The sequence below is a fragment of the Ruegeria sp. BHSA163 genome (assembly GCF_059613365.1).
On the sequence record NZ_JBXWSJ010000088.1, the window covers coordinates 1 to 10710 of the forward strand.

A 10710-nucleotide genomic window follows, 5' to 3' on the forward strand; every position below is an offset into this window, starting at 1 on the left:
GTACCTGGCAGTGCGGTCGTCCAGAAAGGATTTTTTTACTTCAAGCGAGTTCGCAAATGAGATGGGAGGACACTTGGCAACAATCGGCAACGCCAGAGAAAACCAGTTCATTTACAACCTTATTAAGAATGATAAACGCTATTTTCGCAAAGGTAGCAGTGGAAATATACAGGGCCCAGCTTTCGGGCTTTATCAACTACCTGGCAGCAACGAGCCATCTGGCGGTTGGGTTTGGATAACAGGTGAACCACTGACATATACGCGGTGGTCAAAGGGCGAACCCAACAATTACAAAGGCAACGAAGGATATGCCCACTTTTTCGGCGTTCCCGAGCACACACGCGACCCAAATTATTGGAACGATGGTCGCGGCTCCCACACCGCATTCATTGTCGAGATTGAATAGAATGCGACATCAGGTCCGACTTGGGCTAAACGCGGTCATCTGAGTGATTTTGTCAGATGCCCGCAAAGGATCAGATAGCAGACCCAACGTTGCAATGCGCTAAGGTCTGCTACAGGCTCGCAATGCCTTCGGCATCACAGCATGGTGGGGTTAAGTGCCATGAATTGATAATGGACTTACCGAAAGCCTAGGCGTCCGTCTTTGGTGCGGTGTCCAACAACAATTGGAACCGAGGATGACTGCGAAGAGAGAGGAAATCTGGATCATTTCGCATCCAGTCTCGTTGAACGGGGCCAAGACTCGGATAAACCTTCTCAAGGCAATCTAATGCTTCTTCGGTTTCACCGATCAAAGCATAAACGCAGGCCACGTTGTATCCATCTGTCGAATAGCTGTGGGATTCCATTGAAAGAGCTCGACTCAACCACGCGCGTGCCTCATCAATCCTTCCAAGGCTAGCCAAAACGGACGCTGATAATTCGAGTGGATCAGGGTTGTCGGGATTTCGTTCTACCGCTTCTTCAGCCCGTTTAAGACCCATGTTGAGGTAAAGGTCACGTTCGTCGAACCGTCCGAGTTCGGTGAGGTCGGCAAGAAGTAGAAGTGGTGACCGATAATCGTCAGGCTTGATTTCAAGGGCTCGTGTAAAATGATAGGCGCTCTGCTTATGATCCAGTTGACCGCGATGATAGCGGGCAAAATTATGGTGCGCATCATAACAAAGTGGATCAAGCGACAGCGCCCTGCGATAGGCTGTGACCGCGGCCTCATTCTTTCCGACAATCTGCGAAGCCAGTCCGAGGGAGGCGTGTGCTTCTGCCAAGTTTGGATCTAGCTTAATGGCGCGTTGAGCCATGCTGACAATATCTTCAGAGGGGAAATTCGTGCCGTGCCAATCGTTGAGCCTTGCTTCGCATTCAGCCAACCCCACGTAAGCGCGGGCGTAGTCAGGGTCGTGCTGCACTGCTTCAAGAAAAAGCGTACGTGCCTTTTCAAGATAATTTCTGGCACGCATATGAAAGTAGCGTCGCCCCTTTAAATAAAGATTGTAGGCATCCACACTTTCCGTAGGTGCACTTTCAGCGATATCAGAGTCAAAAAGCCGAACCTGCAATTGATCAATTATTATATTTGTTATCTCGTCCTGTAGGGCAAAAATGTCAGATAGGTCACGGTCATAGCGTTCTGCCCAAAGGTGCCCGCCAGTTACACCGTCGATTAATTGCGCTGTAATGCGGAGGCGGTTACCAGATTTTCGAACACTGCCTTCAAGAATATTGCGTACGCCCAAGTCTCGAGCGACATCCTGCAGTTTCGACGGTCGGCCTTTGTATACAAAAGCTGAGTTTCGACTAACTACAAAGAGACCCGAAAGCTTTGAAAGATCCGTGATCAAATCTTCAGTGATACCGTCAGCAAAATACTCTTGTTCGAGGTCACCACTCATGTTCTCAAAGGGAAGAACCGCGATTGTGGGATGGCTAGAAGCACTTACTATTGCAGGCTGAACATCACCAGTTTGAGGGCGAACGTGAAAAACTGGAACTGCGTTATCGATGTTCTTCAGCAGCTGTTCGCCTGCGGCATCAAAAGTGATACCGATCTTGTTACCTACCTGATCGCGAACGATCCCAGAAACGGCAATGCAGCCGGGTTGAGCCAGCGCTTCGATGCGGGCCGCGATATTGACGCCGTCGCCGAATATATCTCCGCCCTCAAAGAGCACGTCGCCCATGTTGATGCCGATACGGAAATGGATCTGCCGATCTTCTGGAACGCCTATGTTTCTTTTGGCCATTGCCTCTTGAATGACGAGCGCGGATTCCAACGCGCTTACAACGCTTGCGAACTCCGCAAGAATGCCGTCCCCCATAAGCTTTACGATGCGGCCGCCAGCTTTGTCGATTTCTTCATCGAATACTTTGGCGAGAATTTCTTGCATCTCAGCCAAGGTGGCGACTTCGTTTGCGCCCATCAAACGGCTGTAGCCGACTACGTCCGCGGCGAGTATGGCAGCTAGGCGTCTTTCCATTGGTTCTCTTCATCTCCGATTAATTCGAGCTTATCACCGAAATGATCACGGACAGCGCCCAGAAACGCATTCGGAGTGCTATTATTCACTTTGAAACACGTTGTTTCCACCGATACCGGCTATTTATCTTAAGGCCCAACGCCGACATTGGCTTCAGCCGAACGCAACGTTCGCTGAAGGTTACGACAGTTACACCCATATCCAAAGTTTGTTTGAACGTCCGCTTTGGGCTCTCTGCAGGCATTCGCTGCGCGCGTCGCGAACGTCGGGTGTGCCGACGAAACCTGCCATTTGGCTCCTTGATACAGTCAGTCGGTCGACACGGTGTCGGTGCCTGGAGAGGGGGGGAAGGATGGAGGACAACCAATGTCCATGATTCAACTTCCTGCTGCCACACCGAAACGCCCGCCGTGGAACAAGGGGCGCCTTATCGGTCAGAAACGCCCGCTTCTCGCGAAGCAGGTTTGGGCCGTCCGCGCCCGGCTTGAACTCTCTGGCAATCTCAGGGACCTGGCACTCTTCAATCTTGCGATCGATAGCAAGCTGCGAGGCTGCGACCTCGTTCGTTTGAATGTCGCTGATCTTGTGATTGGTGATCGGGTCCGCGAACGCGTGACGGTTGTCCAGAGCAAGACCCAGCGGCCGGTCCAATTCGAGGTTTCGGAGAACACGCGCGAGTCCATCTGGACCTGGGTATGTTGCCCGGAGATGCTTGGATGCACTTTTCTTTTCCCAAGCCGTTTCCACGAAAGACCGCATATATCGACACGACAGTACGCGCGCCTGGTGCGCGATTGGGTGTCGGCGATTGGTCTGGATCCAAGCGGTTACGGCACGCATTCCCTGAGACGCACCAAAGCGGCACTGATCTACCGGAAAACCGGCAATCTGCGCGCGGTGCAGCTTTTGCTCGGCCACACCAAGGTCGATAGCACAGTTCGATATCTTGGCGTTGAGTTGGAAGACGCGCTGAGTATCGCTGAAAAGATCGACATTTGAGAGTTGGGCGGACGGTAACCGCCGTTCGCCGTCCTCTACCAGTAGTCTTCGCCGGTTCTGTGACTTTCCACTGGACTTCACCGGCAAGTCGAGCGTCACTGACGTCGCCGATCTACTTTTGTCCTCCGCCCGGATAACCGGGCTCCACTCAGTACAAGGCGCCGGATTGGCCGGTGCCACTTGAGTGGAGAAGAAAATGGTTCGAACTGCCGAGACGAATAAACCAAAAGATTCCAAGCCTCTTCAATATACACTTAAAGCGTACTCTTCGCGTCCCGAGCAGCTCCGCAAACTACTGAGACGCACGTCGGGCGCGTCCATCGCAGAGCTTCAGGAGATTTTCGGTTGGCAACCGCACACAGCCCGGGCGGCCATCTCAGGGCTGCGCAAAGCGGGGGAAGCAATCGAGCGACGATCCGGTCGGAACGGCTCGATCTACCGGATTGTCAAGCGGGCAGCGGGCAAATGAACGGACCAGCTAGGCCAGGTAATCTCCTGGGCCAGTTGAACGAGATCACAGGGTTGGAACGATCTGATTGCGAGGTAAGGTGGCGGAAGGCCTTCAAGGCAATGCCGCCGAAGCATCTAACCATCCAATTTATGCGGCGCGTCCTGGCCCATGACCTGCAGTGCCGCAAACTCGGTGGGCACACAGCGGCCACTCGACGATTGCTTCGTGCGGCCCTGAACAGCCGCGGATTGCCCAAACCCGGTCCAGTCATCGGTGATGGGGCGGTTCTGGTCCGGGAATGGAATGGGCGGACGTACCGGGTGGAGGTGACTGCGGACGGCTATGTCCTGGAGGGCAGGACCTACACATCTCTATCGGCGATTGCGCGGCACATCACTGGGGCCAAATGGAGCGGCCCGCGGTTCTTCGGTCTAACAAAAAATCGCGGTACCTGACATGCGCCGGATCCGCTGCGCCATCTATACCCGCAAGTCCACCGAGGAGGGGCTGGAGCAGGACTTCAACTCGCTCGATGCCCAGAGGGAGGCCTGCCAAGCCTATATCGCCAGCCAACGCCACGAAGGCTGGGAACTTATTGACCGTGCGTATGACGACAGTGGCATCTCCGGTGGTCATATGAATCGTCCCGCACTTCAACGGCTGATGCAGGATATCGACGAGAAACAAGTGGACCAGATCGTGGTTTACAAGATTGACCGCCTGACCCGGTCGTTGGCAGACTTCGCACGACTGGTGGATCGGCTGGACAAGGCCGAGGCTTCGTTCGTCTCGGTGACCCAAAGCTTCAACACCGGCACCAGCATGGGAAGATTGACACTGAATGTACTTCTTTCCTTTGCCCAATTCGAACGCGAAGTCACGGCGGAGCGCATTCGGGATAAAATCGCGGCTTCAAAGAGGAAGGGCCTTTGGATGGGCGGTGGTGTGCCGCTTGGCTATGACGCAGAGGGCCGGGCGTTGAAGATCAACGAGTACGAAGCCAAGTCCATCCGTTCCCTTTACGATCTCTACGAGACCCATCGCGCACTCAATGTTGTCACCCGTGAGGCAGAACGCGCAGGCATACGGTCACGGCGACGGAAAACCAGATCTGGGGACTGGCGCGGGGGCAATGTGCTCTCCCGGGGCCACATTCATCACATCCTGACCAGCCCCATTTATGCTGGTCGCATCCCCCACAACGGCAAAGCCTACGAGGGGCAGCATCCGGCCATCATTGAACCGGCACGATGGGATTGTGTTCAGGCAATGCTGAAAGAGAATTCAGTGAACCCTCGGGGGCCTCGGTCCCGGAAGACAGCCCCATCGCCGCTCGCAGGCAAGCTCTTCGACGAGAGGGGTGGTCGGCTATCTCCCAGTCATGCGAACAAGAAGGGTAAGCGGTACCGCTACTACATCTCGCACGACCTGATCGCTGGCAAAAAGGAAGACGCGAAGGGCAGGGGGTGGCGGTTGCCAGCCGAAGAGTTGGAAAGGGTTGTTGGCACGGCACTTCAACGGCATCTCAAATCCTGTGCCGAACAATTGACGTCGCGGCTGCCTGACCCGGATGCACACAAAGCGATGGCTGCAACACTTGACGATCAGAGCTGGATGCTTGGCGCCGTCACATCCGTCACGCTCAATGACGCGCGCATGTGCATCGAGATGGATGTTGCTGCCGTGGCATGCAGCCTGGGCATCGAACGTGAACTCTTCGAACCCTTCGACACGACCTTCGACGCACCATTCACACTGAAACGGCGTGGTGTCGAGATCCGGTTTGCCATGGATGCACCATCGGCAAGGCGAGACGACGTGTTGATCGCCAACGTGGCACGGGGCCATGCCTGGCTAGAGCAGATCAAGGCGGGCAAGACTATTGCCGAAATCGCCGATAGCGAAGGGACCACTCGGAGGCGCGTGCAACAGGTGCTTGAATTTGCCTTCCATGCGCCGGATATCACGCGCGACATTCTGGCAGGCAAGCAGCCGATGGGGCTCACGTCGACCTGGATAATGACCCATAGGCTTCCAATCTCGTGGGATGACCAGCGCGCGCTTATCGCGACGCTTTAAGCCTTCGCAAAACTCGTAAGACGAATTTGCCCGGCAGAGACTGGTGGCCGAATTGGGCCCAGAATGTCTCCCTTCACATGTCTCCGTTTGACCGATAGTCACGCAAGACTTTGAACTGTCGGCACAATTTACGACAGGTCCAAGAACCGGTATGTCGGAGAGGTTGAGTGGTGGGCGACCCTGGAATCGAACCAGGCGTGCGTCTCCGCGAGGGAGTTACAGTCCCCTGCCACACCTTGCGGCCTGTCGCCCACGATCAGGCGTTGCACCTGACGTGGAGGCGTGATTACTAGCGCGCCTAAGAAGCGTCAACAGGAAAATTCCGCTGAGACGCATGAAACGTATTTCCCGGCCCGGAGGCCCAGAAATGAAGAAACCCAAATGGGTAGTCGAGAAGGAACAGGCACGAAAGGCCGCCGCCTCAGAAACTGTCTGGTTGTTCGGATTGCACGCCGTGCGTGATGCCCTAATGAATCCAAAGCGCCAGAAACTGCGCCTGATCGTGACTCGGAACGCGCGGGACAAGCTGACTGAGGCAATTGCGATCGCCGGCATCGATGCAGAAATGGCTGATCCTCGCAAGTTCACTGCGCCGATTGATCCGGCATCGGTACATCAAGGTGCGGCACTCGAAGTTAAACCCTTGGATTGGGGAGGGCTGGCTGAAAACTGTATTGGCCAAGAAACCCCCCGGGTATTGCTATTGGATCGTGTAACAGACCCGCACAATGTCGGCGCAATATTGCGTTCAGCCGAAGTGCTGGGGGCCAGCGCTGTTATCGGGACGCGTCACCATTCTGCTCCTGAAACGGGGGCGTTGGCGAAAACTGCCAGTGGAGCGTTAGAGCGGCAACCCTACTTACGGGTACGCAACCTTGCTGACGCAATTGTGAAATTGCAGGAAATGGGTTTTTTTGTGTTGGGGTTAGACGGAGAAGCCGAACAGACAATCGAGGCGGCCTTGGAAGGAAAACGCGACCTTCCCATCGCGCTTGTATTAGGTGCCGAGGGGCCGGGCCTGAGGCAAAAAACAAAAGAGACCGTCGACCAATTGGTCAAAATTGACGCGGCCGGTGGTTTTGGATCATTGAATGTCTCAAATGCCGCCGCAATTTCCCTATATACGTCGTTAAACGGTTAATAGGAGGCCGCCATTTCCGCTCCTCATAAAATTGCTACCTGCTGCTATTGCGGTACCCGAGCTGCCCTTGTGCTGCGAGGCAAGAAACAGCATGAGCTGAGCTGCGCCAGCTGCGGCGCGCCTTTGCACGACTTAAAGATGATGCCTAAAGCCAAACTAGCGAAAGCTTCGACGCGACAGGATCTTCAAAAGAAAGGGCATCGAAAGCCTAAGAAAAAGAAAAAGGGCCTGTTTTCGCGGGTGCTGGATGAAGCTTGGGATGTGATCGAGGATGTCTTCGACTAACTCTCCAAGTTGGCACAGATGTTCACAACCCTGTCAGGTGGGGTTTCGGTAAGTTCGTAATGCAGGCATGTTAGAGCCTTCAATAAGAAGCCTAAGATTTGCATATGCTGCCACGAAGAGTTTTTCTTGCCGGAATGTTTTGCTCGATAATTACACCCATGGTGCGGGCTAAAACTCTTCCTATGTTTTTTGCCGGTAACGGATACGCTGTATCGGGCTATGATGCCGTGTCCTATTTCCGGACTTCCGGACCGGTTATCGGGCAAAAGCGGTTTTCGCTGATGTGGAAAGGCGCTGAATGGCGTTTTGATTCTTTGGTAAATCTTGACCGTTTTGAGCGCAATCCTCGTGCTTTTGCGCCTCAATATGGCGGGTATTGCGCCTATGCCATGGCCAAGGGAGAATTGCTGAGTTCTGACCCGAAAGCTTGGAAAATCATTGATGGCCGCTTGTATCTGACTCACTCTGCCAAGGTTGAAAAAGTTTGGGCAAAGAATGTAGGAAGGTATATCCGCCAGGCTGACCAACACTGGCCCGCCGTCCTGTATCAGGGGTAGGCGTTTTTTCGCCATTCGCGGCTTGTCATCACAAAAATGCGCGCACCCTCTTTTTTTTACCAAACTCGTGCTTAAATGTCACAGTGACCGCGGAACGGAACTGCCGCGGGTCATTTCACTGTCCCTCGTTCCAACAACTAGCGCTCAGGAACCTCCTGAGCGCTTTTTTCTTGAAATGGCAACGCGTAGTGTCTTGGTATGACAAATTATTCCGATGAGTTTTTAAAACGGGTCCTGCAACGCACAAAAACCATAGCTATGGTCGGTGTTTCGATGAACCCGGTTCGGCCGAGTTACTACGTAGCGCGGTATCTATCGCTAAAAGGTTACACAGTAATTCCGGTAAACCCAGGCCATGCGGGAAAGAAACTATTCGGTCAAACAGTGCAAGGGGCATTGTCGGACATATCTCAGCCTGTAGACATGGTGGACATTTTTCGGAGGTCCGAAGCAGTCCCGCCTATTGTGGACGAGGCGCTGGCCTGCTTCCAACATTTAAGAACGATCTGGATGCAAATTGGTATAAGTCACCCAGAAGCTGCGGATACAGCTCGCGAACGTGGGGTCGATGTTATTATGAACCACTGTCCCAAAATTGAATATCAACGACTGTTCGGGGAACTTCGAATGGGTGGGTTCGCAACCGGCGTGATCTCTTCGAAACTATAAACTTTTACTCAATGACCAGCGGCGCAAGTCGGGCTACTTGGTCCAGCCGCCGTTTTTCCAGTACAACTTCGCGTGGCACCCATTCGTAGCGGGAGTCTTCTGCCAGAGGAGCCCAGAATAATTCTCCCCCATAACGCCAGGGGTCCAAGATGACCCCTTGGTACATCGAGTCTCCCCTACGACTGATGATTGCTGTGCTGTGATCTATTCGGAACGGGTTATCCGCATTTGCGATAGCGCGATGCATTGTCAGCGTCTCAAAGTTTTCCTGCCTGAGGCGCCTTTCGATATCCTCGGCCCAGTGCCAGCACAGACCACGGGGACGTAGGCCTTTGTTAACTTTGGCGTTATGAATGAGAGGCGGATCAGTGATCTGATATTCCTGCGCAAGCTGAGCAGTATAGGCGTAGGCGACTCTGGCCGCGCGTTGTGCTTCCTGCGGATCAATTTCAGGCCCAAGCGCCTGAATCTCGATGGCAAGCTTTTGCACATCGCCTTCATTGGCCGGACGAGGCGTAGAACATGCGGTAAGGGCCAGCAATGCAAGCATTGTCAGCACATGGGCAAGAGGTTTGATCATTCCCTCGTCCTTTGATCTGTCCTGTGTTTCGGGCGCTTAGGATCGGCACTATAAGACGTTAAGTTGATTGACGAAACCCGGCACGTTACCGCTGCGATCGAGACGCTCTTTCCGTAACTCCGCTGGTGCCTTGTCGGAGGCTCAGTTCAGCCAAAACGTCGTCCAGTGAAACATCCCGCGACGCAAGCATAACCAACAAATGATACAACACGTCCGCAGCTTCACTAGTTAGATTATCACGGTCGCCTTTGATGGCTTCGATGATGGCTTCGATCGCCTCTTCACCGAATTTCTCGGCGCATTTTTCAGGCCCTTTCGCCAGAAGTTGTGCTGTCCAGCTTGATTTGGGGTCAGCGCCTTTTCGCGCCTCGATGGTCGCGGCCAAATCGTTAAGAATGCTCATTTCAGCCTCATTGGTATGCCTGCGGCGGCCATGTATTCTTTGGCTTCCCGTATTGTATATTCCCCGAAATGAAAGATCGAGGCTGCCAATACCGCGCTCGCCCGACCCTTGGTGACGCCCTCCACAAGATGATCCAGATTGCCGACGCCGCCTGAGGCGATCACTGGTATATCAACTGCGTCGGAAATGGCGCGCGTCAAAGGCAGATTGAACCCGGACTTAGTGCCGTCGCGATCCATGGAAGTCAGCAGGATTTCTCCTGCTCCCTTGGCCGCTACCTCTTTGGCGAATGCGACAGCGTCAATACCCGTCGGCTTGCGTCCGCCATGGGTGAATATTTCCCACTTGCCCGGGCCGACTGTCTTGGCATCAATGGCACAGACAATGCATTGGCTGCCAAACTGGTCCGTGGCCTCTGCAATCACGTCGGGATTTGCTACTGCGGCCGAATTAAAACTAACCTTATCGGCACCCGCGAGCAGCAGGGCCCTCACGTCTTCCTTGGTCCGTACACCGCCACCGACTGTTAGTGGCACAAAACACTGTTCAGCAGTTTGTCGTACCACGTCGAACATTGTGCCCCTGTTTTCATGAGTGGCGTGGATATCCAGAAAACAGATTTCGTCTGCGCCCGCAGCATCATAAGCTTTGGCTGACTCCACCGGATCGCCCGCATCGCGCAAGCCGACGAAGTTGACACCCTTGACTACTCGGCCGTCTGCGACATCGAGACAAGGGATGATACGTGTTTTCAGCATGTCTGCGTCCTTTGCTGGCGCACCAATAACGGCAAAGCCTCGCCGATGCCAGACTTGTGATTGTAGATTGGCTAAGACCTGTGAAATTTTGAGTAAATTTTAGCGAAAGGATAACAAAATGCGCAGTGTGATTTTGGCTGTTTTTCTGACGTTGGGGAATGCAGTAACGGCCCTTGCTGACGACATCAAAAAGGTTGGCACAGACAAGTCTGTAACCGAGGCGATGGACGCCCTTGAAGCAGCCGTGAATAACGCTGGCGCCACGGTGTTTGCCCGGGTGGATCATGCTGCAGGAGCGGAAAAAGTCGGAATGTCGATTCCTGCCAACCAAGTTTTGATTTTCGGCAATC

The 10710-nt window shown here is 53.9% G+C and carries 14 protein-coding genes and 1 tRNA gene; 10 read left to right on the forward strand and 5 right to left on the reverse strand.

The genetic code is table 11. From position 1 onward, the window contains the following. Positions 1-406, forward strand: a 406-nt coding sequence (locus tag AC2FNV_RS22315) for a lectin-like protein (RefSeq protein WP_496774554.1), incomplete at its 5' end; no start/stop codon positions are given. A gap of 187 nt (positions 407-593) precedes the next feature. Here AC2FNV_RS22315 and AC2FNV_RS22320 read toward each other — a convergent pair. Then, positions 594-2438, reverse strand: a complete 1845-nt coding sequence (locus AC2FNV_RS22320; RefSeq protein ID WP_170474138.1) for an adenylate/guanylate cyclase domain-containing protein — start codon at positions 2436-2438, stop codon at positions 594-596. A gap of 366 nt (positions 2439-2804) precedes the next feature. Between AC2FNV_RS22320 and AC2FNV_RS22325 the strand changes: the two genes are divergently transcribed. The 4 genes from AC2FNV_RS22325 to AC2FNV_RS22340 all read left to right on the forward strand — a co-directional run bounded on the left by AC2FNV_RS22325 (position 2805) and on the right by AC2FNV_RS22340 (position 5967). Beyond that, entirely contained in the window at positions 2805-3437 is a 633-nt protein-coding gene (locus AC2FNV_RS22325; RefSeq protein ID WP_170608129.1) for a tyrosine-type recombinase/integrase, read from the forward strand. A 196-nt stretch (positions 3438-3633) separates the two neighbouring features. Next, the gene (locus AC2FNV_RS22330) at positions 3634-3906 is read left to right on the forward strand and encodes a DUF3489 domain-containing protein (RefSeq protein ID WP_170608127.1); all 273 of its coding nucleotides are present in this window, start codon (positions 3634-3636) and stop codon (positions 3904-3906) included. Further along, entirely contained in the window at positions 3903-4343 is a 441-nt protein-coding gene (locus AC2FNV_RS22335) for a DUF2924 domain-containing protein (protein ID WP_170608126.1), read from the forward strand. The genes AC2FNV_RS22330 and AC2FNV_RS22335 overlap by 4 nt, the downstream gene beginning before the upstream one ends. A gap of 1 nt (position 4344) precedes the next feature. After that, the gene (locus tag AC2FNV_RS22340; RefSeq protein ID WP_170608125.1) at positions 4345-5967 is read left to right on the forward strand and encodes a recombinase family protein; all 1623 of its coding nucleotides are present in this window, start codon (positions 4345-4347) and stop codon (positions 5965-5967) included. 168 nt (positions 5968-6135) lie between these two features. Here AC2FNV_RS22340 and AC2FNV_RS22345 read toward each other — a convergent pair. Then, positions 6136-6219: transfer RNA gene (locus tag AC2FNV_RS22345), tRNA-Tyr, on the reverse strand. A gap of 115 nt (positions 6220-6334) precedes the next feature. Between AC2FNV_RS22345 and rlmB the strand changes: the two genes are divergently transcribed. From rlmB to AC2FNV_RS22365, 4 genes are all read left to right on the forward strand, one after another. Continuing rightward, on the forward strand, positions 6335-7108 hold the full coding sequence (rlmB, locus tag AC2FNV_RS22350) for a 23S rRNA (guanosine(2251)-2'-O)-methyltransferase RlmB (protein ID WP_170608124.1): 774 nt from the start codon (positions 6335-6337) through the stop codon (positions 7106-7108). A 12-nt stretch (positions 7109-7120) separates the two neighbouring features. After that, complete coding sequence (locus tag AC2FNV_RS22355) at positions 7121-7393, forward strand: hypothetical protein (protein ID WP_170479041.1); 273 nt, start codon at positions 7121-7123, stop codon at positions 7391-7393. Between the two features lie 104 nt (positions 7394-7497). Further along, positions 7498-7950, forward strand: coding sequence for a YHS domain-containing (seleno)protein (locus tag AC2FNV_RS22360; protein WP_254442631.1), 453 nt, complete (start codon positions 7498-7500; stop codon positions 7948-7950). Between the two features lie 198 nt (positions 7951-8148). Beyond that, positions 8149-8619 (forward strand): CoA-binding protein, encoded by a 471-nt coding sequence (locus AC2FNV_RS22365; protein ID WP_170478795.1) that lies wholly within the window; start codon positions 8149-8151, stop codon positions 8617-8619. Positions 8620-8623: 4 nt separating this feature from the next. Here AC2FNV_RS22365 and AC2FNV_RS22370 read toward each other — a convergent pair whose 3' ends face one another. The 3 genes from AC2FNV_RS22370 to hisF all read right to left on the reverse strand — a co-directional run bounded on the left by AC2FNV_RS22370 (position 8624) and on the right by hisF (position 10360). Continuing rightward, positions 8624-9199, reverse strand: a complete 576-nt coding sequence (locus AC2FNV_RS22370) for a hypothetical protein (RefSeq protein ID WP_170608121.1) — start codon at positions 9197-9199, stop codon at positions 8624-8626. An 85-nt stretch (positions 9200-9284) separates the two neighbouring features. Continuing rightward, positions 9285-9602, reverse strand: a complete 318-nt coding sequence (locus AC2FNV_RS22375; RefSeq protein ID WP_170608119.1) for a phosphoribosyl-ATP diphosphatase — start codon at positions 9600-9602, stop codon at positions 9285-9287. Next, positions 9599-10360: an imidazole glycerol phosphate synthase subunit HisF gene (gene hisF / locus AC2FNV_RS22380; protein WP_170608117.1), complete on the reverse strand. Its 762-nt coding sequence runs from the start codon at positions 10358-10360 to the stop codon at positions 9599-9601. Before hisF ends, AC2FNV_RS22375 begins: the two co-directional genes overlap by 4 nt. A 118-nt stretch (positions 10361-10478) precedes the next feature. Between hisF and AC2FNV_RS22385 the strand changes: the two genes are divergently transcribed. Beyond that, positions 10479-10710: DUF302 domain-containing protein (locus AC2FNV_RS22385; protein WP_496774558.1), on the forward strand; the 232-nt coding region annotated here is incomplete at its 3' end.

Excerpts from the sequence above, each read along its gene's own strand:
- AC2FNV_RS22320 (WP_170474138.1), bottom strand. The coding sequence starts at position 2,438 with ATGGAAAGACGCCTAGCTGCCATACTCGCCGCGGACGTAGTCGGCTAC.
- AC2FNV_RS22370 (WP_170608121.1), bottom strand. The coding sequence starts at position 9,199 with ATGATCAAACCTCTTGCCCATGTGCTGACAATGCTTGCATTGCTGGCC.
- hisF (WP_170608117.1), bottom strand. The coding sequence starts at position 10,360 with ATGCTGAAAACACGTATCATCCCTTGTCTCGATGTCGCAGACGGCCGA.
- AC2FNV_RS22375 (WP_170608119.1), bottom strand. The coding sequence starts at position 9,602 with ATGAGCATTCTTAACGATTTGGCCGCGACCATCGAGGCGCGAAAAGGC.
- AC2FNV_RS22360 (WP_254442631.1), top strand. The coding sequence starts at position 7,498 with ATGCTGCCACGAAGAGTTTTTCTTGCCGGAATGTTTTGCTCGATAATT.
- AC2FNV_RS22330 (WP_170608127.1), top strand. The coding sequence starts at position 3,634 with ATGGTTCGAACTGCCGAGACGAATAAACCAAAAGATTCCAAGCCTCTT.
- AC2FNV_RS22335 (WP_170608126.1), top strand. The coding sequence starts at position 3,903 with ATGAACGGACCAGCTAGGCCAGGTAATCTCCTGGGCCAGTTGAACGAG.
- AC2FNV_RS22365 (WP_170478795.1), top strand. The coding sequence starts at position 8,149 with ATGACAAATTATTCCGATGAGTTTTTAAAACGGGTCCTGCAACGCACA.
- AC2FNV_RS22325 (WP_170608129.1), top strand. The coding sequence starts at position 2,805 with ATGTCCATGATTCAACTTCCTGCTGCCACACCGAAACGCCCGCCGTGG.
- AC2FNV_RS22340 (WP_170608125.1), top strand. The coding sequence starts at position 4,345 with ATGCGCCGGATCCGCTGCGCCATCTATACCCGCAAGTCCACCGAGGAG.
- rlmB (WP_170608124.1), top strand. The coding sequence starts at position 6,335 with ATGAAGAAACCCAAATGGGTAGTCGAGAAGGAACAGGCACGAAAGGCC.